The organism is Chryseobacterium populi, from assembly GCF_000282115.1.
GTDB lineage: Bacteria > Bacteroidota > Bacteroidia > Flavobacteriales > Weeksellaceae > Chryseobacterium > Chryseobacterium populi.
Genome location: NZ_AKJY01000092.1, coordinates 1 through 23,288, shown reverse-complemented (window position 1 = coordinate 23,288; position 23,288 = coordinate 1). Strand labels below are relative to the sequence as shown.

18 protein-coding genes are annotated in these 23,288 nt (G+C 37.7%); 11 read left to right on the top strand and 7 right to left on the bottom strand.

Translation table 11 applies throughout. The annotated features are described in order from the left end of the window. Nucleotides 1-177 precede the first annotated feature (177 nt). Nucleotides 178-879 carry a CoA transferase subunit A gene (locus PMI13_RS17830; protein WP_007846331.1) on the top strand — a complete coding sequence of 234 codons (702 nt, stop codon included), beginning with the start codon at nt 178-180 and terminating at the stop codon, nt 877-879. A 65-nt stretch (nt 880-944) separates the two neighbouring features. On the opposite strand, the gene PMI13_RS17825 is transcribed toward PMI13_RS17830, so the two are convergent. Further along, nucleotides 945-2,747, bottom strand: a complete 1,803-nt coding sequence (locus tag PMI13_RS17825; RefSeq protein ID WP_007846329.1) for an ABC transporter ATP-binding protein — start codon at nt 2,745-2,747, stop codon at nt 945-947. A 121-nt stretch (nt 2,748-2,868) separates the two neighbouring features. Between PMI13_RS17825 and PMI13_RS17820 the strand changes: the two genes are divergently transcribed. Continuing rightward, nucleotides 2,869-3,522: a CoA transferase subunit B gene (locus tag PMI13_RS17820; RefSeq protein WP_007846328.1), complete on the top strand. Its 654-nt coding sequence runs from the start codon at nt 2,869-2,871 to the stop codon at nt 3,520-3,522. 49 nt (nt 3,523-3,571) lie between these two features. Here the strand turns inward: PMI13_RS17820 and PMI13_RS17815 are convergent, their stop codons facing one another. The 5 genes from PMI13_RS17815 to PMI13_RS17795 form a co-directional block, all read right to left on the bottom strand. Next, nucleotides 3,572-3,928, bottom strand: coding sequence for an FEKKY domain-containing protein (locus PMI13_RS17815; protein WP_156104490.1), 357 nt, complete (start codon nt 3,926-3,928; stop codon nt 3,572-3,574). A gap of 73 nt (nt 3,929-4,001) precedes the next feature. Further along, entirely contained in the window at nt 4,002-4,424 is a 423-nt protein-coding gene (locus tag PMI13_RS17810; protein ID WP_007846326.1) for a lipocalin family protein, read from the bottom strand. Between the two features lie 58 nt (nt 4,425-4,482). Then, nucleotides 4,483-4,950: a hypothetical protein gene (locus PMI13_RS17805; RefSeq protein ID WP_007846325.1), complete on the bottom strand. Its 468-nt coding sequence runs from the start codon at nt 4,948-4,950 to the stop codon at nt 4,483-4,485. Further along, nucleotides 4,943-5,560, bottom strand: a complete 618-nt coding sequence (locus PMI13_RS17800) for an SIMPL domain-containing protein (RefSeq protein WP_007846324.1) — start codon at nt 5,558-5,560, stop codon at nt 4,943-4,945. The genes PMI13_RS17805 and PMI13_RS17800 overlap by 8 nt, the downstream gene beginning before the upstream one ends. 27 nt (nt 5,561-5,587) lie before the next feature. Next, nucleotides 5,588-5,920, bottom strand: coding sequence for an import component protein (locus tag PMI13_RS17795; protein WP_034670530.1), 333 nt, complete (start codon nt 5,918-5,920; stop codon nt 5,588-5,590). A gap of 232 nt (nt 5,921-6,152) precedes the next feature. Between PMI13_RS17795 and PMI13_RS17790 the strand changes: the two genes are divergently transcribed. Then, nucleotides 6,153-7,973 carry a helix-turn-helix transcriptional regulator gene (locus PMI13_RS17790; protein WP_007846323.1) on the top strand — a complete coding sequence of 607 codons (1,821 nt, stop codon included), beginning with the start codon at nt 6,153-6,155 and terminating at the stop codon, nt 7,971-7,973. A gap of 259 nt (nt 7,974-8,232) precedes the next feature. Here the strand turns inward: PMI13_RS17790 and PMI13_RS17785 are convergent, their stop codons facing one another. Continuing rightward, entirely contained in the window at nt 8,233-9,051 is an 819-nt protein-coding gene (locus PMI13_RS17785; RefSeq protein ID WP_007846322.1) for a DUF4197 domain-containing protein, read from the bottom strand. A 104-nt stretch (nt 9,052-9,155) separates the two neighbouring features. On the opposite strand from PMI13_RS17785, the gene PMI13_RS17780 reads away from it, so the two are divergent. The 8 genes from PMI13_RS17780 to PMI13_RS17745 all read left to right on the top strand — a co-directional run bounded on the left by PMI13_RS17780 (nt 9,156) and on the right by PMI13_RS17745 (nt 23,147). After that, nucleotides 9,156-11,411: a glycoside hydrolase family 20 protein gene (locus PMI13_RS17780; protein ID WP_007846321.1), complete on the top strand. Its 2,256-nt coding sequence runs from the start codon at nt 9,156-9,158 to the stop codon at nt 11,409-11,411. Between the two features lie 47 nt (nt 11,412-11,458). Beyond that, on the top strand, nt 11,459-12,460 hold the full coding sequence (locus PMI13_RS17775; RefSeq protein ID WP_007846320.1) for an isoaspartyl peptidase/L-asparaginase family protein: 1,002 nt from the start codon (nt 11,459-11,461) through the stop codon (nt 12,458-12,460). A gap of 130 nt (nt 12,461-12,590) precedes the next feature. Continuing rightward, nucleotides 12,591-13,253, top strand: coding sequence for a copper homeostasis protein CutC (locus PMI13_RS17770; protein WP_007846319.1), 663 nt, complete (start codon nt 12,591-12,593; stop codon nt 13,251-13,253). Nucleotides 13,254-13,327: 74 nt separating this feature from the next. Beyond that, complete coding sequence (locus tag PMI13_RS17765; RefSeq protein WP_007846318.1) at nt 13,328-15,814, top strand: beta-mannosidase; 2,487 nt, start codon at nt 13,328-13,330, stop codon at nt 15,812-15,814. 259 nt (nt 15,815-16,073) lie between these two features. After that, on the top strand, nt 16,074-16,982 hold the full coding sequence (locus PMI13_RS17760; RefSeq protein WP_007846317.1) for an AEC family transporter: 909 nt from the start codon (nt 16,074-16,076) through the stop codon (nt 16,980-16,982). Nucleotides 16,983-17,051: 69 nt separating this feature from the next. Next, entirely contained in the window at nt 17,052-19,499 is a 2,448-nt protein-coding gene (gene priA / locus PMI13_RS17755; RefSeq protein WP_007846316.1) for a replication restart helicase PriA, read from the top strand. Between the two features lie 159 nt (nt 19,500-19,658). Beyond that, nucleotides 19,659-21,131, top strand: a complete 1,473-nt coding sequence (dacB, locus tag PMI13_RS17750) for a D-alanyl-D-alanine carboxypeptidase/D-alanyl-D-alanine endopeptidase (RefSeq protein WP_007846315.1) — start codon at nt 19,659-19,661, stop codon at nt 21,129-21,131. An 87-nt stretch (nt 21,132-21,218) separates the two neighbouring features. Beyond that, nucleotides 21,219-23,147: a M1 family aminopeptidase gene (locus tag PMI13_RS17745; RefSeq protein ID WP_007846314.1), complete on the top strand. Its 1,929-nt coding sequence runs from the start codon at nt 21,219-21,221 to the stop codon at nt 23,145-23,147. Nucleotides 23,148-23,288 lie beyond the last annotated feature (141 nt).

Below are 23,288 nucleotides of genomic sequence, written 5' to 3'. Positions count from 1 at the left end.
TTGGTGTTTTTGGTCAAAGGAAAATGAAAAAAAATCATTATTCAAGAGAAGTATATTAAAAACAACATCTAATTACGGATAAAACTTCAGTCGGGTAATGATCTGGAAGTAGTAATGCCGATAGCTCAGTTATGAGAAAAATTATTAAATTTAGCCAACAGAAAAATCTAATATTTCATGATAGATAAAAGAGTAAAAAATGCAAAGGAGGCCATCGAAGGAATTCAGGATGGAATGACGTTAATGCTGGGTGGTTTCGGGCTCTGCGGTATTCCTGAAAACTCAATCAATGCTTTGGTAGAAAGCGATGTGAAAGATCTTACATGTATTTCAAACAATGCAGGAGTTGACGACTTCGGCTTAGGATTACTGCTTCACAAAAGACAGATTAAAAAAATGATTTCTTCTTATGTAGGAGAAAATGCGGAGTTTGAAAGACAGATGCTTTCCGGAGAACTGGAGGTTGAGCTTACACCACAGGGAACCCTTGCAGAAAAATGCAGAGCTGCCCAGGCGGGAATTCCTGCTTTTTATACCCCTGCAGGTTTTGGAACTGAAGTGGCAGAAGGTAAGGAAGTAAAAGATTTCAACGGAAAACCCCACATTCTGGAGCATGCCTACAAAGCTGATTATTCCATTGTAAAAGCCTGGAAAGGAGATCATGCAGGAAACCTTATCTTTAAAGGATCTGCAAGAAACTTTAATCATCCGATGGCCGGGGCAGGGAAAATTACCATTGCCGAAGTGGAAGAATTGGTAGAACCCGGACAATTAGACCCTAATCAGATTCATATTCCCGGGATTATGATCCAAAGGATTTTCCAGGGTGAAAAGTTCGAGAAGAGAATTGAGCAGAGAACAGTAAGGGTAAAAGAATAAATTTCTGTCGAAAGTCAGTATTTATCATAAAAAAAAGAAGCGCTGAAACATATTCAGCGCTTTCTTTATTCCAGTGAAACCGGCATTTTTCTTTCCCCGATCTGTTGTCGCCACATCGCATAATATAATCCTTTTTCAGCAATTAAATTATCGTGAGAACCCGTTTCGATTACTTGTCCGCGTTCAAGCACATAAATCCGGTCCGCATGCATAATCGTACTTAAGCGATGGGCAATGAGAACCGTAATTTGTTCCTTTTCTTTTGAAATATTTTTTATGGTAGATGTTATTTCCTCTTCCGTAATACTGTCCAGGGCTGAAGTTGCTTCATCGAAAATGAGTAAATGAGGCTTTCTTAAAAGGGCCCGTGCGATGGCAATTCTTTGTTTTTCCCCACCACTCAGCTTCAGCCCACCTTCACCTATTACCGTTTCGATGCCTTTTTCAGCTCTTGCTAACAATGCAGTACAGCTTGCTTTCTGCAAAGCAATTTCCAATTCCTCTTCCGTTGCTTTAGGGTTCACAAAAAGAAGGTTTTCTTTAATTGTTCCTGCAAAAAGCTGGGTATCCTGGGTTACAAACCCAATCTGATTTCTCAGCTCGTCAAAATCAAATTCTTTTCCGTTGATTGTATTGTAAAAAATATTCCCCTCCTGAGGCCTGTAAAGCCCAACCAGCAATTTTACCAGTGTGCTTTTCCCCGAACCGCTTGGCCCCACAAACGCAATGGTTTCTCCATTCTTAACATCAAAAGAGATGTTATTTAAGGCTTTGTATTGAGCCGACTGGTGTTTAAAAGAAACGTGTTTGAATTCCAGTTCCTCAATAGCACCAATCTGTTTCGGATGAAGTGGCTTTTCCTCCACCTCCTTTTTCATCAGATGATCAAAATTATAAAGAGAAGCTTCAGCTTCACGGTAAGAGATAATAATGTTTCCGATTTCCTGCATTGGTCCGAAAATGAAAAAACCATAAAACATCAGAGACAGGTATTGCCCGGGAGTAACGATATTTTTAAAAATTAATAAAAGCAGGGTTAAAGTAATCATCTGCTGAAGAAAATTAACCATGGTTCCCTGGATAAAGCTGAGAGAACGGATGCTTTTAACCTTTCTGAGTTCAAGCCCAAGAATCTTATAGGTATTATTATTTAAACGGATGACTTCCTGGTTCGTTAACCCCAAACTTTTAACAATTTCTATATTTCTTAAGCTTTCCGTAGTACTTCCGGCTAAGGCTGTGGTTTCCGAAACAATATTTTTCTGAATGTTTTTTATTCTTTTGCTCAGTAAATTGGTGATAAAAGCAATCAGGAAAATTCCACAGATATACACTGGCATGATCGACCAGTGTAAGCGGATGGCATAAACAGAAACGAAAATAATACTGACTAAAATTCCAAAGAAAATATTAATAAAGCTGTTAATGAATTTTACGGAATCTTCTCTTACTTTCGTTAAAATCGACAGGGTTTCACCACTCCTCTGATCTTCAAATTCCTGAAAAGGGAGGGCCATTGAATGTCGTAAGCCGTCTGTAAAGATTTTTGCACCAAACTTTTGGGTAATAACACTTACCGCATAATCCTGAAATGCTTTAGCAATTCTGCTGACCATGGCTGTGCCGATAAGTAATCCTAAAAAATAAAAAACACCATGATAAATTCCATCACCATATAAATACTGGTTCAGATTTCTTGGTAAGAGTTTTTCCTTGTCAAAAAAATTGGGATGGGTAACCAATCGATCCAGGATATTACCTGTAATTGCCGGAGCAAATAAAGAAAAAACCTGATTAATAGCTGCCAGCAATAAGGAGAGGGCAACCAGCCATTGGTAAGGTTTAAGGTATCTTAAAAGTATTTTCATTCTGCTAAATAATGTTGCAAAATTAAAGATATTATTTTGACTTATGATATTAATAATTTTGAATAATAAAGGTCTTTTGTATTCAAGTGAAAATAATTAAATTGCGGTCTAAGTTTTTAATATGCTCACAAAAGAACAAATTGCAAAAAGAATTTCAAAAGAACTGAAAGACCGTTACTATGTAAACTTAGGAATAGGGATTCCTACTTTGGTTGCCAACTACGTTCCGGATGGTATTTCCGTAGAATTTCAAAGTGAAAACGGAGTTCTCGGAATGGGGCCGTTCCCTTTCGAAGGCGAAGAAGATGCGGATATCATCAATGCGGGAAAACAGACGATCACCATTTTGGATGGCGGTTCATTTTTTGATTCTGCTTTCAGTTTCGGCATGATTCGTGGCCAGAAGGTAGACTTAACGATTCTCGGAGCCATGGAAGTTTCAGAGAACGGTGATATTGCCAACTGGAAAATTCCCGGAAAAATGGTCAAAGGAATGGGTGGCGCAATGGATCTTGTAGCATCTGCTGAAAATATCATCGTTGCGATGATGCACGTCAACAAAGCAGGTGAAAGTAAAATTTTAAAAAAATGTACACTTCCTTTAACCGGTGTAAACTGCGTAAAAAGAGTAGTTACCGAGCTTGCGGTTTTAGATGTAACACCGGTCGGATTTAAACTTATTGAAAGAGCCCCGGGAGTGTCGGTAGAACACATTGTTCAATCTACAGAAGCCGACCTGATTATTGAAGGTGAAATTCCTGAAATGCAGTTCTAAATAAAACCAAAACCTTGTCACTGACAAGGTTTTTTTATGTGATGAGATGTTATTTTTTATTCAAAATACTGTCTAATATGGTTACCTCCATATCAAAACGTTTACGCCAGTCCTTTCCAAATTGTTTCTCCAGTAAGCGGAAATATTGTTCATTGTTTTGTTCATACTGTTGTTTTTTGCCGGGTATCACTTCACAACCGCCGTCAATGCGTTCGTACCGGATGTTCCATTTTTTAATGGTGCTGTCCAATGCGGCATAATATCCTACAGGAGGCAGTTCTCCTTCATGGTAATCTATCCACTTCAGAGTAGAATCTGCATCTGTGCTTTTTGCTGTATTATTGTTTTTTTCTGTACCATTGCAGGAGATTGCAAGAATAAGTAGCAGGCTGTAAAATATTTTCATTTTCTTAATATTATATGTTTTATACTGCCTGATTAAGATACCATTATTTTTCAATTTCAAATCCCGTTTTTCGTTAACGGGTTAAAAAATAAGTTTGCGTGTAAGTTGTATTTCCTTGGGTGGCAGTGTTTTTAAACGTCAGTTTGTGGTCAGTCAGCTCAATGATTTGTTGTTCATTGTCCCATAATATCAGGATATTGTTTGCTTTCACTTCATAGGAGAATTCTTCTTCACCCTCAGCATTTGTTTTTCCCTTTCCGTTGGCAAAAAATTCGAAATATACATTTTGTGGGTCATTGTTGATGATTACAGGAGGTTCGTTACCTGTTTTTGTTTCTTCTATCAATTCTGCCAAGTTCCAATACCCCAGTATTTTTTGTTGCATTATTTGTGCCGTTTCGTTTTCTTCATCGATGGAGCTGATTTTTTGACAGCCGACAGTCCATATTAAAGTTGTTGCTAACAATAGTATTGCTAAAAATTTATTCGTTTTCATTTGTATTTATTTTTTAATATTTATATTTTCTTCAGCCTTGTTTTTATGAACCTTTTTATTATCTGCTTAGGTTATAAGTTTGCTTCCGGGTATACGTCGTATTTACTTTTACAAATTCAAAAACCAGCTTATGTTCGGTAAGTTCTTTTATAGTAAAGGCATCATTATTGATTTTGAGTGTGGTCTCGTTTTCAATGCTGTAAGGTTCAGCTTGTTCATCACTACCACCCAAAGTATAATATAGATTTCTATCAGTACGGAAATCAAAATAATTACCTTCTTCACCGTATTCGGTAGTGATTTCTGCCGGCGCAGATGGTTTGATGGTTTCAGTTACTACCGAATCTAATATCCATTTACCCACTATTCTTTCCTGCGCGGGTTTGTCTGAAAATTCATCTTTTGAACAGCCTGTTATGATGATTGATAGTATTGCAAGCAGGATTAATATTTTTTTTTCATATTGCTGAAATTTAAAATAAGTATGGAGTTGTAGTTTTACAGCAATAGATAGGCTCTTATTCAATAAGGTATTTTAAAGAAAGGTAATAATATCTTTCTTCATCAGGACGGTAATAAACAGTATCTTCTTCCTCTTCATCAACAGTCGAATAATCGATGACAGTCTGTAGCGGCCCCAATCTTTTCCCCAAAATGGCAGCTACCTTTTCTGCACGTTCTTTCCCATTGGCAAAGGCGGCAGCTATTATTCTTGAAAAATCCTTTACAGGCATGTAAGTAATCCGGCGGGTGATAATAGATGTGGTACCTGTTTTATCAACCATAAGTTGATTAAGCGCTATTATTTCTGCAGGCTTAGTTGTTTCAAAGCTATAAGATGTGCCGCCGGCGCCATACTGAGTCAATGCATAAGCAAGTTGATCTTCTTTAAACCGGCTCACATCAAATCCTGCGGCTTTGACTTTATCTAAAAAAGCTTTTTTTACCTGTTCCGTGGTTCTTTTTTCTTCGGCATAAGAAAGATCTTCGGTAATCACTATATCCAGAATATATGATTTGATGGGTTTTTCTATTTTAGCGATACCTCTTACTTCTATAAAAGGTTTTTCTATGTTTTGGCCAAAAACGTTACAGGTAGCTGCAAAAGAAAACAGGAATATTATAATGTTTTTCATAATGTTTTTTTTATTAGTTTAGAAAATCTATTGAAGAAAGGTAAATTTCTTCTCAAAATAACCGCCGATTACAGGTACAGGTTTCACAACCTGGTTTAATGCATTAATAATACCCAAAACCAAAAGGATCAATGGAATAAGTGGGATTAATGAAAAAAAGATCGATAACGTGGGGATGGCAGACATTAAGATACCGCTAATGACTGAAACGATGAGGCTAAAGACAAATACACCAAGGCTCTGCTCCAGATGGTAAGTTACAAATGAGTTTTTTTCTCGTTGGTTTTTATAGGAGAAATAAACGATCAGCCAGCCGATGATGGTAATGTAAGATACAATTGCTAAGGTTTTGTGGTTCATGATATGGTGTTTTTCTATTACAAAGATGCTGTCTGATCCCGGTATTTTCCAATAAGGAGATATCTACAAAACATCTACAATGATAAAAACAGAGTTAATAAAGTATCTACATTACATTATTACCTGTCTGTAATTATATGCCAGGCCGGAAAATAGATAGAATTAAAAGAGCAAATTGTACTTTTGTGCCATTCGGCTTCATGAAATTCAAATTTAATTTATACCAGTTATTATGAAGTATTATATAAGAATTATCATTACCATAGGAGTGTTTTTCGCTGGACTTAATAGGGCCAGCTCACAGTCCGTTATCGAAGATTCGTTAAAAAACCTCCTTCGCAACCCGAACCTTAGTCCGGAAAAGAAGGCAATGACTCTTTCACATCTTGGCCGTAACATCTACGAAACGGATATGCCATCTGCCCTGAGTGCCACCAATGAAGCCCTGCAGCTAAGCCATAAGCTTTCGGATGGCCAGTACAGTGCCTTTGCTTTGGCTACGTTAACTTACCTGAATGTACAACGGGACAGCCTTGTGCTGGCACAAAAAAATATTGACAGTGCTTTAGTCTACACCTCAAAATCTACAAACAAGGTGGTGAATGGCTATGTGTGGTTACGAAAAGGATGGCTGGAATACATTGTTAATAATACGACAAAGTCTACGGCCAGCCTGTTTAAAGCGCTTCAGCTGCTGGAGGGGCAGGGTGCATATGCTTACGAGAGTCTGGTGTACCATTATTTAGCGAGTATTTATGCAGATTTGAAAGATCCGAAAAACTTGAAGAAATACACCCGCTTAAGCCTGAATCTGGCCTATCAGTCAAAAGAACCGGATATTATCTGTAATGCCTATCTTGCTACCGCCTCTTCATTTTTACAGGATTTCAGAAAAGATACTTCACAAAAAAAACTGCTGGATTCAGCAATGTTCTATAACAGGCAGGTGTTGCAGCTTTCCCAATCACAGCCAAAACGGATTGTGAATCATATTAATGTAGCGGCATCAGCTTTAAATATGGCTAATATGTATTGGGAGTTCTTTCCAAAAAGCTATAAAGGCAGTGCAGAGAAGTATATTGACCTTGCTTTGGCAATCGCCAGGAAAACGAAACATGAAGAGGTTATTGCTAATTGTTATGGCATATTAAGCGAATATGCCCTCGCTGAGGGAAATTATGCAGAAGCCGAAAGATTATTTCTGTCGGGCTTTGCTGAAGTTGAGAATGGTGCAGGTAACAGTATGGCTGTGAAGGCTTCTATGATGAAAGGGCTGGCGACGGTAGCAGAAAAAAGTGGTAATCAGGCAAAAGCATTAAACTATTATAAGCAGTATATGCAATATGAAGGGCAGGCATATGATGCTGCAAAACTGGCTATAGCACAAAGGCTGGAAGTACAATATGAAGCAGAAAAAAAAGAGAAAGAACTTGAAGCATTGCAGGAAAGAGCAGCTTTTGACAGAAAACTTAATTTTATTTCTATTGGTCTGATAATAGCCGGCCTGCTGGCGCTAATCTTTCTTTTCCGTTCCTATCATTTCCGGTTGAAATCCTCTATTCAGCAACAGAAACTGCGAACAGAAGAGGCCGCCCGCCTTCAGGCAGAACAGGAACTGCTGCAGGAAAGACAGAACAGGCTGCAAAAAGAACTGCTCGCCGGCAACCTGCAGGTGGAGCAGAAGAATGAACTTTTACATACGATGCGGGATAAACTGGCCAATCAGCCCGAAAGCGGAATGCTCAAAAACCAGCTGGAACGCATATTAAAAGAAGACCAACGGATGGATGAGGATTTTGAGCATGTAAAAGTCAGCCTGACAAACATCCATCCGGAATTTTTTAGCCGCCTGCAGACACTGGCCGGTAACAAGCTTACCCGGCTGGATCTGAAGCATTGTTCGTACATATTAATGGGCTTTTCAAACAAAGAAATTGCCAATCGTTTGAATGTAGATCCTAAAAGCATTCTCATGGCAAGGTACAGAATAAAACAAAAGCTGAATCTGGAAAAGGAAGATAGCCTGGATCTTTTAATACAAAAGCTAAGCTAAACAATTGGGGTAGATTTTCAAGGTTCTAAACACCAAATTCTTAATTAACACCGCTCTCAAAGTTTTTAACGTTTATGAATAGAAATTCCATGTGTTAGATTCCCAATTCATAAACGTTAAGAAAATTTTACTCTTTAAATATGGAAAAAGTTTTGAATCGAAAGATCAATACCGTTTCGCATGAATTTTAGAATTTGTAGAGCAGAATTTAGAATTTCAAATGTGAATTTTGTTTCTTCTTGATTCTGGTCAAAAGAAATTACTTCCCATCCTGTGCCCCGAAAACCTTCTGCAAAATACTCGTAGTTCTCATAGCAGGTGTATTTCTGATTCCGCTTTCCTTTTCCGCAACCATTTTAAAGATTCCGTTGATGGTTTCTGTTGTTACATATTCATTAAGGTCTGTTGTTACAGATTGTCCCGTTAATGTATTGTATTTTGAAATTAAACCTTTCCAAACTGTATCAGCACCTACTTTACCCAGTGAAGCTTTTACTTTGGGCTGGAAAGCAGTAAACAATTGATTCTGAGTCTTGCCTTGTAAATAGCTGGTGGCCGCATTATTGGAACCCAATAAAATATTTTTTGCATCTGTAATCGTCATGGATGTAATGGCATTGGTAAAGATGGGAGCAGCTTCGGTCACCGCATCCTCTGCAGCTCTGTTGAGTAATTTCACTCCCTGATCTGCTAAACTTCCCAAACCAATTGCACGGAGCTTGGTATCAATGGTTCTTAATTTTTCCGGCATTAAAATCTTCACCATTTCATTTTTATAAAAGCCGTCGGTAACGCCTAATTTTTTTACACCTTCAGACACTCCAAGATTTAAAGCTTCTTTTAATCCTGATGAAATCTGTGTAGATGAAAGGCTACCGAGATTTACAGGAGACCTGTTGGTAGATGTTTTAACAGAAGCTGTAGAAGTTGAAGGAGTTGTTGAACCCTTTGTTTTGATAGTTTGATCAAGGTCTACACCCGTTTTATCTTTAATGGTAGATTTTAGGGCATCAAGAATCTGCGCTTGGCCGGATGTTGAAATGAATAATCCCGCAGCGATAAAAAAAGTTTTTCTCATCATATATTTTTTACAAAATTAGATCTTTTGTCAGTGAATAAGTTAAATAATACAATAAATTTTTCAGAAAATAATTATATTCGCTTAAATCTTAATCAAACAAAATGTTACGTTTTTTATTCATCTTTTCTGTTTTAATTTCCGATATGCTATTTTCCCAAACTCAACTTAATTTAATTCCTTACCCTCAGAATGTCAGTGTTTTGGATGGTGAGTTTGCTATTCCCGCTACTTTATCGTTGCAGGAAAAATTGCCAGAAGATGAAACGGAATATTTTAAAAAAAGGTTGAAAGGCAGGTTAAAATTTCAGGATGCCCCGAAAGAAAAGGCCCAACTTGTATACTCCCAATTGTCGAAAACGGGCAATACAGGACAGAATGATGAGTTTTATTCCCTGGAAATTTCACCTAAAAATATTCAGATAAGATCATATACCAACCAGGGATTTTTCCTGGCACTTCAGACTTTGATCCAGTTAATTGAAGGGCATCAGGATAACAAGAAAATTCCTGCTTTGAACATTGAAGATCAGCCGGAATTTGCATGGCGCGGAATGCATCTTGATGTTTGCCGCCATTTCTTCACGGTAGAAGAAGTAAAACAGTACATTGATTATCTGGCAATGTATAAGCTGAATACCTTTCACTGGCATTTAACGGATGATCAGGGTTGGAGAATTGAAATTAAAAAATATCCGAAGCTTACCGAAATCGGATCAAAAAGAAAAGAATCAATGATCGGGGCATATGTGGATAATACATTTGACGGAAAACCGTACGGGCCGTTTTTTTATACACAGGAACAGATAAAGGATGTCGTGAAATATGCGCAGAAACAACATATAACGATTGTCCCTGAAATTGAAATGCCCGGCCACGCTTTGGCAGCTTTATCTGCTTACCCGGAATTGGCCTGTACAAAAGGTCCGTTTGAACCGGCAACAAAATGGGGCGTTTTTGATGATGTATTCTGCCCGAAAGATGAAACATTTACGTTTTTAGAAAATGTTCTGGATGAGGTGATTCAGCTGTTCCCTTCACAGTATATTCACATCGGAGGTGATGAATGCCCTAAAACAAGATGGAAAGAATGTGCTCATTGCCAGGAATTGATCAGGAAAAATAACTTAAAAGATGAGCACGGTCTGCAAAGCTATTTTATCCACAGAATTGAAAAATATGTCAACAAAAAAGGCAGAAAAATTATCGGATGGGATGAAATTCTTGAAGGTGGATTGGCTCCCAATGCTGCCGTAATGAGCTGGACAGGTGTGAATGGAGGAATTGAGGCCGCAAAATCTAAACATTTTGCTGTAATGACTCCCGGATCTTACTGCTATTTCGATCATTACCAGGGCGATCCGCAGTCTGAGCCTAACGCTTTCGGAGGTTATACTCCTTTGGATAAAGTATATTCCTATGGTCCGATTCCCTCTGAGCTAAATGCTGGGCAGGCAAAGTATATTTTAGGGGTTCAGGCCAATTTATGGACGGAATATATCCTTGATTTTAAACATGTTCAATACATGATTTTCCCGAGACTAATGGCACTTTCAGAAGTAGGCTGGGGAACAGCGGATTCAAAAAAATATAAAGAATTTGAAAACAGGGTGGTAAACCAGTTCAAAGTCCTGGATAAAATGAATATCAACTATGCAAAAAGCATCTATAATGTTTCCGGAAAAGTAATCAAAGGAGATAATGGAGTGGCCTATGAGCTTTCCACTTCTCAGAATCCAAAAGGAATCAGATATACACTGGATGGGACTGATCCAAGCGCAAATTCCAATGCTTATCAAAGTCCTGTTCAGATTTCAAAATCAGTTACTATTAAATCCGCTTATTTTGAAGACGGACAGTTGAAAAGTGCAGTTTCTTCGCAGGAATTTATAACTTCAAAAACAACCGGGAAAAGCATTACTCTGGAAGAACAACCGAGTGAAAATTATGCTTTTGGCGGAGCTTTTACATTAATTGACGGAATTATCGGGAACCAGAGACAATTGGGAAAAACCTGGTTAGGTTTTCAGGGAAAAGATGTAGTGGCAACGATTGATTTCGGGCAGAAAACCCAATTCTCAGAGGTGTATTTCAATACTCTGGAAAATAAAGGAAGCTGGATTCATTTTGCCAAGTCTGCACAAATTTTTGTTTCAGATGATAATAAGAATTTCAAAATGATTAAAGAAATAGGAAAGGATGACATCCGGAATGCAAAAGGAAAAATCAAACTTAACACAGGAAACCAGAATACAAGATACATCAAAGTCAAAATAGAAAATGCAGGAATTATCCCGGCAGGAAATCCCGGTGCAGATTCTAAAGCATGGCTTTTTGTCGATGAAATCGGAGCTCTATAGCTTATCTGACTTCCAGTTTCTAACCTTTAACTTCTAATCTCTACTATATGTCTTCAAGAAGAAAATTTATAAAAAATACAGCATTGGCATCTTCAGCATTATTCCTGAATCCATTGGATTTAATTGCTAAAGAATTGCCGGATCATGACAAAGCAGTTAATAAGCCGATCGTTCTTTCCACGTGGAATTTCGGGCTCAAAGCAAATGAAGAAGCCTGGACGATCTTAGAAAAAAACGGAAGAGCTTTGGATGCTGTAGAAAAAGGAGTTCGTTTAGTGGAATTAGACCCCAGCGAAAGAAGTGTAGGATATGGCGGCCGACCCGACAGAGACGGAAGAGTAACACTGGATGCCTGTATTATGGATGAAAACTATAATATTGGCTCGGTAGCCTGTCTCGAAAATATTAAAAATCCCATTTCTGTTGCAAGAGCAGTAATGGAAAAAACACCACACGTAATGTTGGTGGGTGATGGAGCCCTCCAGTTTGCTGTTTCACAGGGGTTTAAAAAAGAAAACCTTCTGACTGCCGAATCAGAAAAAGAATGGAAAGAATGGTTAAAATCCAGTCAGTATAAGCCCATTGTAAATATCGAAAACCATGACACCATCGGGATGATTGCTTTAGATGCCCAGGGAAATCTTTCCGGAGCCTGTACCACCAGTGGAATGGCTTTTAAAATGCACGGCCGGGTAGGAGATTCGCCGATTATAGGTGCCGGATTGTTTGTGGATAACGAAGTAGGAGCAGCAACAGCTACAGGACATGGTGAAGAAGTGATCAGAACAGTGGGTACCCATCTTGTTGTTGAGCTGATGAGACAGGGAAGAACCCCGCAACAAGCCTGCAAAGAAGCTGTAGAAAGAATTGTTAAAATTACCCAGAGAAGAAATAAAAACCTGAAAGATATTCAGGTAGGCTTTATCGCACTGAACAAAAAAGGCGAATACGGATCTTATTGCATTCAGGACGGATTCAATTTCGCAGTATACGATCAGAAAGGCAACCGCCTGGAAACTCCTGAATTTGCTTTGAAAACCAAACAGTAAATATTTTTAATATTAAGAATTCAATAGCGGCGGGCTTTAGCCCGCCTTCTGTGAAATATTCCAAAGGCTTTAGCCAAAACTTAATTCGTTGGAAATTAAAGAACCTGAAATTAAAATTTAAATTTAAAAAATGTCAAAAATAGAAATAGCATGCTTTAATCCACAATCTGCAATTATTGCGTTTGAAAACGGAGCAGACAGAATAGAACTTTGTGATGGGTTAAGTGAAGGCGGAACAACCCCGGATTTTGAAACCGTAAAAGAACTTCGCCGGAAAATTAATATTCCGGTTTTTGTAATGATTCGTCCACGTGGCGGAGATTTTACCTATTCTGATATGGAGTTTGAACAAATGAAAAAAGAATTGATTCAATTAAAATCATTAAACGTTGACGGATTTGTTTTCGGAGTTTTAGATCAGAATGATGAGGTGAATATGGAACAGAATAAAAGTCTGGTTACTTTGGCTCATCCATTTCCATGTACCTTTCACCGGGCTTTTGACAGGGCGAAGGATCTGGAAGCTTCATTAGAAAAAGTAATAGGATGTGGTTTTAAAACCATCCTTACTTCAGGTCAGAAACCCAATGCATCAGAAGGAAAGGAGAATCTTAAAAAGCTGGTTGAACTCTCCAACGGACGCATCGAAATTCTTGTCGGTGGCGGACTTCGCTCAACCAATATTGAAGAATTGAGAGACTTTACAAAAGCTGAATATTTCCATTCTTCTGCCATCACAGACGGTGGATCATTTGCTGATGCTGTTGAAGTAGTTGCCTTGAAGAGTAAATAATAATATTTGTCATTTCTTCATTCCCAGGAATGACAAACCAGCTGCCTAATTCTTATAACATAATCCATCAATTGATGAATAAATCGATCTTTCTTGCTTTCCTTTTCATTCAGAATATACTTTTTGCCCAGTCTTCAGAAAGAAGCCTGTCTGCTGAAAAATGGCAGTTTAAAAATTCAGAAGAGAAGAACTGGCTCCCGGCAAAAATTCCGGGAACGGTCCATTCAGATCTGATCAGTAACAAAATCATTCCCGATCCTTTCAAAGATGAAAATGAAAAAAAAGTACAGTGGATAGAAAATGAGGATTGGGATTATCAGACTGTTTTTAAAGTTTCAGCAAAAGAATGGGAAAATCAGAATATTGATCTTGTTTTTAACGGGCTGGATACATTTTCTGAAATTTATCTTAACGGAAAACTCTTGCAGAAAACCGATAATATGTTCCGGACATGGAATATTCCTGTGAAGCAGTATTTAAAATCCGGTGAGAATATTTTACAGGTAAAATTCAGATCGGCAGTCAATACTGGAAAAGAACTGGCAAAGAAAGTTTCATTTACTGTGCCTGAATCACCGAGAAGTTTTGTCAGAAAAGCACAATATCATTTTGGGTGGGATTGGGGACCACGATTGGTAACCGCAGGAATATGGAAAGATGTACAGCTGAATTTCTGGAATAATGCCAGAATAGAAAATATAAAAGTTGAACAGAAAAGTTTAACGAAACAAAAAGCAGGATTGAACATTCAGACGGAAATTATTGCCGAAAAAGAAGGGAAGTATGTGTTTTCCATAAACGGTAAACCTAATAATATTCAATTGAAAAGAGGAAAAAATAATATTCAGCTTCCTTTTGTGATTGAAAATCCAAAACTTTGGCAACCCAACGGCTGGGGAGAACCCAATATGTATGATCTGAAAATTTCTTTACAGGAAAACTCGAAAATACTTTCCGATAAAGCTTTAAGAATTGGATTGCGCACGATTGAGCTGGTTCAGGAAAAAGATTTAAAAGGAAAATCATTCTATTTTAAAATTAATGGAAATCCGTTATATATTAAAGGAACCAACTGGATTCCTGCAGACAGCTTCTCTCCGGGAATTGCAAAAGAGAAATACCAGAAGCTGATAAAAGATTCCAAAGAAGCCCATATGAATATGATCCGTGTATGGGGCGGTGGAATTTATGAGGCTGATGAATTTTACAAAGCCTGTGACGAAAACGGAATTCTGGTATGGCAGGATTTTATGTTTGCAGGAAGTTTTTATCCGTCTGATAACGAATTTTTGGATAATGTAAAAGAAGAAGTGAAAGATCAGGTCAACCGGCTTCAGAATCATCCTTCAATAGCTTTGTGGTGTGGAAATAATGAAGTGGATGAAGCGATTGTCAACTGGGGTTATCAGAAACAGTTTAAATATTCAAAAGAAGATTCTTTACAGGTCTGGGAAGATTATAAAAAAGTTTTTCACGAGCTTATTCCGAATACATTAAATGAAAATGTAACAGCTGATAAAAATATCTACTGGCCCAGCTCACCGTCAATTGGTTGGGGGCATAAGGAAAGCTTAACTGAAGGAGATTCCCATTACTGGGGAGTTTGGTGGGGCGAACAGCCGTTTGAAATTTATAATGAAAAAGTAGCCAGGTTCATGTCTGAATATGGTTTTCAGGGGATGCCTACACTGGAGACAACAAAATCAATGTTTTCCGGAAAACCTGATCTGAATTTACAGAATCCAACGATCAAGGCTCATGAAAAACATGCCAGAGGATGGCAGATTATAGATGAATACATGAAGCGGGATTATAAAATTCCAACAGACTTTGTAAAATACAATTACCTTTCCCAGTTGCTGCAGGCCCGTGGAATGAAGATCGCTATTGAAGCCCACCGCCGGGCAAAACCCTATAATATGGGAACGTTATATTGGCAGTTAAATGATTGCTGGCCGGTAGTTTCATGGTCTTCCATCGATTATCTTGGAAACTGGAAAGCTTTGCATTATCAGATTAAAAGAAGTTTTGAGTCACAGGTAGTCCTTACTGAAGAGAAGGAGGGAATTTTAAATTTTTATGCCATAAATGATGATCTGAAAAAGTTTCGGGATGTGCATGTGGATATTCAGGTCACTAAATTTAACGGTGAAATTGCAGATGAGATCAGTACCGTTCCCGATGGTAAAATCCTGGAGGGGATCATCAGATTTGATCCGGTTGAAACTGAAAATTTAATTCCTGATTTATCCAAAAATGAAGTTTTTCTGAAACTGAGCCTGAAAGATGAAACCGGAAAGATAATTACCCAGAATAATTACTTCTTTTCTAAACCGAAAGATTTAAAATTAATTAAACCCAATCTTCAGATCAGGAAGATTTCCCCAACAGAAATTGAAGTTTCTACTGATGTTTTGGCCAAAGATGTTTATCTGATAGGAGATACCCATTTCAGTGATAACTTTTTTGATCTTCTTCCGAAAGCTTCCAGAAAAATCAGGCTTTCAAAGCCGCTGGAAAAAGTTGAGGTATTGAGCTTATGGGATACCATGCAGGAATAAGTACATTGGTCAATAAAAGTATTGCATTTTTGTTATACAAAGTGAAACGAAGCTAATCAATAAATGATTCTATTAAACCAGCTCCATAAGTGACTGATCACCCTTCTTTGCTCCCTTAAAATATTACACAAGATTATTTAGTCTTTTGCGCTTAAAAATTTCAGTAGGTTAAATCCCATAATATTTCAGTCAAAAAAATCAGATTTTCCATCCCCAACTAAAAAATCAGCCGTAAATTAGCATTATATTTAAAAAAGTTATGGTAAATTTTGTTTTGATAGCAGTGTGCATTATAGCAGGAATGCTATTCAAAGCAACAAAATCTATCCATCCCGACGCCCATAAAGGAGTCAATACCTGGATACTTTATCTGGCTCTTCCGGCAGTTTCTTTTAAATATCTTCCTAAAGTTCATTGGACAAAGGAAATGCTGTTTCCGGTTCTCGCCACTTTTCTTGTTGCTGTTTTCAGCTTTCTTCTGATGATGTTTTACAGTAAGCAAAAAGGATATTCCAGAAGATCGAGAAGCACATTGGAATTAACGAGTGGTTACAGCAATACTTCATTCATCGGGTTTCCCTTAATCAGTGCTTTTTATGGTGAAAGTCTTTTAAGCATTGCCATTATCTGTGATCAGACCATGTTTTTTGCTCTTTCGACCTTAGGAATTATTACTGCAGTAAGGGGCGGAAGCCGGTCAGGAAAAGTAAGTGCCCGGTTTATTTTAAAAAGGCTGATTACATTTCCACCGCTTTTAGGCTGCATAAGTGCGCTGGCATTATCTCCGTTTATTGATTTTACAGTGGCAGAACCATTTTTTGATAAGCTGGCTGCAACGGTAAGCCCGCTGGCATTATTTTCTGTAGGATTGCAACTGAAATTCAATGGCTGGAAAAAACTGATTCCACAAATATCTGCATCAATGCTGTATAAATTAATCCTGGCACCGGTCATAGTTTTAGGATTGGCTTTGCTGTTCGGAATAAAAGGAAATGTCGCCAAAATTACGGTCTTTGAAGCAGCGATGCCTACCGTAGTTACATCAAGCATCATTGCAGAACAATTCAGGCTGAATACGAAACTGGCTAATTTAATTATCGGATTCAGTATTCTCATAGGATTTTTAACTTCTGCAGTCTGGTTTAAGATTCTTGAAGTTGCCTTTTAAATCTCGTCTTCCAATAAAAAATTGCAGTTCTCTGAATAAAAATTTAATTTTACATTTTAATTATTTCCCTTGCCATACGCCCAGATTGTTTTACCATTAAATTTAAAAGGTTCTTTCACATACAAAGTTCCGGAAGAGCTTACGCCTGTTATTCAGCCCGGAATGCGTGTGCTGGTTCCGTTCGGTGGAAAAAAAATCTATACGGGAATTGTTTTTGAGCTTCACGATAACGAGCCTGAAAACTTTATCGCAAAAGAAATCATCAGTGTTTTGGATGAATCCCCGATTTTAACGGAAGAGCAGATTCAGTTCTGGAACTGGCTTTCAGATTATTACTTATGTGGTTTAGGGGAGATTTACCGTTTTGCTTTTCCGTCTTCTTTAAAACTGGAAAGTGAAACCTATTTAAAATTAAAACCCAATATAACGGTTGATTTTGAAAACCTGGATATCAATGAAATGTACCTTATCCAGGCTCTGGAAGTACGGCAGCTGATTAATCTTTCGGATATTGAAGCTTTTATTCCTAAAAAAGAGATCATCAGAACCATCAATTCATTAATTGATTTGCAATACATTGAGATTGATGAAAAAATTACCGAAAAATATAAAGCTAAAGAGGTAGCTTATGTAAAGATTAATGAAAGTGTATTAGATAACCAGAATCTTTCTGAGATCCTTCTAAAACTTAATAAAGCTCCTAAACAAAGAGATCTTTTTCTCTTCATTTTAGATAAGCAGACAGAAAATCCGGATATTCATATTAAAAAATCTGATCTTTTTCAGGATGGACATTTCGGAAGTTCTCACTTTAAATCTCTTTCAGATAAAGGCCTTGTCGAAGAATATTACATGCAGAAAGACCGTATCGAAGGCTATGAAGGAGAACTTGAAGAGCTGGAAGAACTTTCAGAATCCCAGAAAACGGCAAAAGAAGAAATTGATGAAGCTTTTGAAGAAAACAAAAACGTCCTGCTTCATGGGGTGACTTCATCGGGTAAAACCCATATTTATCTGGAAAAAATAGAAGAATGCATCAATGAAGGAAAGAATATTCTGTTCCTGCTTCCTGAAATTTCTCTAACCAAACAGATTACGCAGAGATTAGAAAAAAAATACGGCCGGCAGATTGGTTTTTACCATCAGAAGCTGACTGATTTCGAACGGGTGGAAGTCTGGCGGAGAATTAAGCAGAATGATATTAAAATTCTTATTGCAACAAGGAATGCCCTGTTCTTGCCTTACCGGAATTTAGGGCTGATTATTGTTGACGAAGAACATGATTCCGCTTACAAACCCAGGGAAGTCTCCCCTTTTTTTAATGCCAGGGATGCCGCTTTGGTATTGGCCGGATTTTATAATGCAAAAGTGATTTTAGGCTCGGCAACACCATCTGTGGAAAGCTATTACAGGGCAAGGAAAGGAAAAATGAAATATGTTTTCCTAAATGAAAGATTCGGGGATGTAAAACTGCCGGAATATGAGCTGATCAATTTTAAGGAAGCGCAGGAATCTAAAAAAGTTTCCGGAAATTTTTCTCTACAGCTGATCGATGAGATCAGGAAAACTTTAGATGATAAAAACCAGGTCATCGTTCTTCATAACCGCCGTGGTTATGCCAATGTAGTGGAATGTGAGAGCTGTGGATATGTCAATTACTGCTCCAATTGTGATGTGGTGATGACCTATCATAAAGCGGCCAATGAAATGAAATGCCATTATTGCGGCCAGCGGGCTTCCAAGCCTAAAACCTGTCCGAAATGCTATTCCGAAAATCTGAATGAACGTGGAGTAGGCGTAGAGCAGATTCATGAAGAGGTTTCCAAATTATTCCCTGATCATGTAGCCGATCGCATGGATGTGGATTCCATGCGTAAAAAATTTGCGTATGAAAAATTATATGAAAAGATCGAAGACCGTGAAACCGATATCATTGTAGGAACACAGATGATTTCCAAAGGTCTTGATTTTGATCATATCGAACTGGTTACCATCCCAAAAGCAGATTCTTTACTGTATGTTCAGGATTTCAGGGCAGAAGAAAGAGCCTATCAGCTGATCACGCAGGTTTCAGGAAGAGCCGGAAGGGTTTCGGGAAAAGGGAAAATCCTGATTCAGACGTACAATCCCGACCATTCTGTTTTTCAGCTGATTAAAATGAATGATGCTGCAAAAATCTATAAATATTTCCTGACCGAACGTCAGAAATTTCTTTATCCGCCATTTACAAAGCTGGTGATGATAGAGCTTAAACACAGAAAAGAAGACCGCGTAAACCGGGGATCCCAGTTTTTAGGATCAGTTTTAAGGAAATATCTTCCGGAAGAATGTGTTTTAGGCCCGGAAAAAGCACAGATTGCAAGGCTGAATAACCTGTATCAGTTTCAGATTTTATTAAAACTTCCACGCGGCAAAAACTATGAAAAGTTCAAAGAAATGATTTTATTAAGTTTGAAAGAATTTGATGAAATCACTGCTTATCAGAGCATCAAAAAAGACGTTTTTGTTGATTTTTAACAATTTTTAACATAATTTACGGTCTTTTATAAGCCGTAAAGGTCTGATTTCTAACAATAATTTCTACTTTTGGTCGTTGATTAAATGTTTGGCTCTTTTATTGAATGATGAATAACAAATCATTTTTATTTGAGTTGAATAAAAACTAAAAGGATATAGATGGTAAATTTCAGAAAATATATTTCAAGCGTAGCGGTATTGGCTTCTGGTTTATTCCTTGCTCAATCTACCGTTTCTACGGTTCTTTATTCTCAGGCCTACGATAATCAAAAAACAAGTTTAAACTTACCTTCTCCCATTACTTCAATGGTAGAAAAAACGATTTTGTCGCCTAAAGAACTTGTAGACATTAACGTAAACACAATGATGTCTGATCCCGTGCTTAAAAATGCAAGCTGGGGATTTGTAGTGTACGACCCGAAAACGAAGAAAGTCATTTCTTCGTACAACGAAAATACCCCTTTGGTTCCGGCCTCTACCACAAAACTGCTCACCACGGAAACAGCATTAAACCTGTTAGGTGAAAACTATCGTTGGATGACCCAGCTGGAATACTCGGGAAGTATTGATGAAAATGGAGTTTTAAATGGTAATCTTTATATTGTAGGAAGCGGTGATCCGTCTTTAGGGACTAATAAAGCCGGTGCATGGTCTTACAGAGATATTGTTGCAGACTTCACAAGCGGAATTTCACGTGAGGGAATCAAAAAAGTAAATGGTGATATTATCATTCAGACAGCGCTTTTCAAAGGTAACATTGCCGTACTTCCGGAAAATGTTGTTTGGCTGGAAAACAATAATTACTATTTGCCGGTAGGAACCACCCGCGAGATTAATCCTGCAAATGAAAAGCTCCTGGTAAAAAAAGGAACCGGTTTTTCTGCAGAGAAGAAATATTTTTATGTTTCTCCTTACATGAACCAGATGGTATATGCAGACAGATATGACGGTGAAGGTGTTTTAACTACAAAATTACCTGATGCACCAGCCTATCTGGCCAATACTTTCAGAACAACATTGGTGAAGAGTGGTATTGCTGTTACAGGAAAGGTAACTCCCAAAATGACGGATACAACTCCGGAAAGCAGAAAAATGATTTCTGCCTATAAATCTCCGACTTTAGGGGATATTATTTATTACACCAACCAGCACAGTGACAATTCTTTAGCAGAAGCATTACTGAAAACCGTCGGATTCCAGAGACTGGGTGACCAGACTTCAGAATCAGGAAGAATGGTAGTGACCAACCACTTAAAACAAGCTTCTTTTGATTTAAGTGGATTGAGCTATATGGATGGCAGCGGACTTTCAAGAAGCAATACGGTAACTCCAATTTCACAGGTGAAGTTTTTAACGTCTTTAATGGATCAGAAATATTATAAAACCTATCTGACTTCATTGCCGGTAGGTGGACAATCTGGGACGTTGAAAAGAATGTTTATTGGTGAAGGAAACGGACAAATCTTTGCAAAGACAGGAACTTTAAATAAAGTGAAGACATTAGCAGGATACATGAAGACCAATTCAGGAAGAACATTAGTGTTTTCTTTGATGGTAAATAATTACTCAGGATCTGTAGATATGGTTAAAAAAAGAATGGAAAAACTTCTTGAACCTGCATTAGATTTATAAAATGAACTTATTTTTAGTATGTAAAAACCTTTTAATCAATGATTAGAAGGTTTTTTTTTATCTTTGAATCTTAAACAATTTTTCAATATGAAAAAAAACTATCTTTTAGTTTTATGCATTTTGCTGTTTCAGCAATTTTACAGTCAGGATCAGAATGTTGAAATGAAGGCATTGAGGGCAAGAGAAATGAAATCTTATGCCAGTAAAATGACAGCTTATAACATTAATCCGAATACTTTAAATTATGATCTGCAGTATCAGAGAATGGATGTAAGCCTGGATCCTGCATCATATAATATTTCAGGTTCTGTAACTTCTCATTTTAAACCGAACCAGAGCATGACAAGCATTTATTTTGACCTTGCCAATACTTTAACGGTTTCGGAAGTCAAATACCACGGAAATGTACTTGTTTTTCAGCAATTGCCGACAAAAGAACTGAAAATCAATTTTCAGTCTGCTCTTCCGGCCAATGTCCTGGATTCTTTGACGATCACTTATGCAGGTCCGCCTGATACTGCCAATAATGCTTTTTCTACAGGTTCACAGAACGGAGAGCTTATTCTTTCAACACTCAATGAACCGTATGGGGCACAGGACTGGTTTCCTACAAAGCAAAGTCTGAATGACAAGATCGACAGGTTCGATTTTAAAATTACCACCCCTTCCCAATACAATGTGGCTGCGAATGGTAAATTAATGTCAGAAACAAACCTTCCAAACGGGAAAAAACTGACTTTCTGGAGAACGATGTATCCTACAACCGCTTATCTGGTTGCGCTTGCCATTACAAATTTTGTTAAGCTGAATGATACCATGGGAAATCCACCTTTCCCTTTCGTAAATTATATTTATCCTACAACAGTTACCAATACAGCGGTAATGTCTAATATTGAATGGACAAAGGAAGTCATGAATACATTCGAGAATTATTTCGGGCCCTATCCGTTCCGTAATGAAAAATACGGGCACATGGAATTTCAATACGGTGGAGTATGTATGGAGCATCAGACCATGTCTTCCATGAGCGGATGGGGAAGGTATGTTATTGCCCATGAGCTTGCCCATCAGTGGTTCGGAGACAAAGTGACCTGTGGTGCGTGGAATGATATATGGCTGAATGAAGGTTTTGCGACATTCGGAGAGCATTTAGCCAATGAAAAATTATTAATGACACCAACTGAATTTTTGAATTATCTGGAAAGCCAGAAAGATTATATCACAAGCTCAACCGGTGGAAGTGTCTATGTAGCAGATGCTAATCTGGGAAACCATGGCGCAATTTTCAGCGGGAGATTATCCTATGCAAAAGGCGGTTATGTAGTCAGAATGCTTAAATGGATACTGGGTGATACGGCTTTTTACCAGGCAATTAAAGAATATCATTCAAGACCTAATTTAGAATATAATTATGCGAGAACTGCAGATTTAAAAGCTTCATTGTTACAATCTACAGGAAAAGATTTCACCGAATTCTTTAATGACTGGATCTATGGGGAAGGTTACCCGACCTATGCCATAAAATGGACCCAAGATGTAAATCAGAATGTAACTTTTAAAGTTTCCCAGACCCAGAGCCATTCTTCCGTGAGCTTTTATGAAATGCCATTACCAATAAAAGTAAATGGGACCGGTGGCCAGGTAGCGTATCTGAAATTAAATAATACTGCAAATAATCAGTACTTTGTAGAAAATGTGCCTTTTCCTGTGGCGAATGTACAGTTCAATTATGAGCTTCAGGTTCTGGAAAAAAATTCTACAGTAACAAAAGATACAACATTAAATATACAGGATGTTGAAAAAGACGGATTCGGGTTATATCCAAACCCTGCAAAAAATGAGCTTTATCTTAAAGGCATCAATAACACGGCTGACTTCACGATTCATTTCACAGATGGAAAGCTTGTGAGAAAAGGAACTTATCAGCCGGGTAAATCCATTGGGATCACAGAACTGGTTCCGGGAACCTATGTCTTTACTATAAAAGATAAAAGCATTAAATTCATAAAACACTAAACAAGATTACACTATAAATTAAGCGGAATATACACGTAATCATCTATGAAAATGAGTGTAATCTGTAGTCAAAATAATCCACAGCAAAATAAAAGAGGCTGTCTCAAAAGTGAGACAGTCTTTTTTTTATGCTCAAAAAGA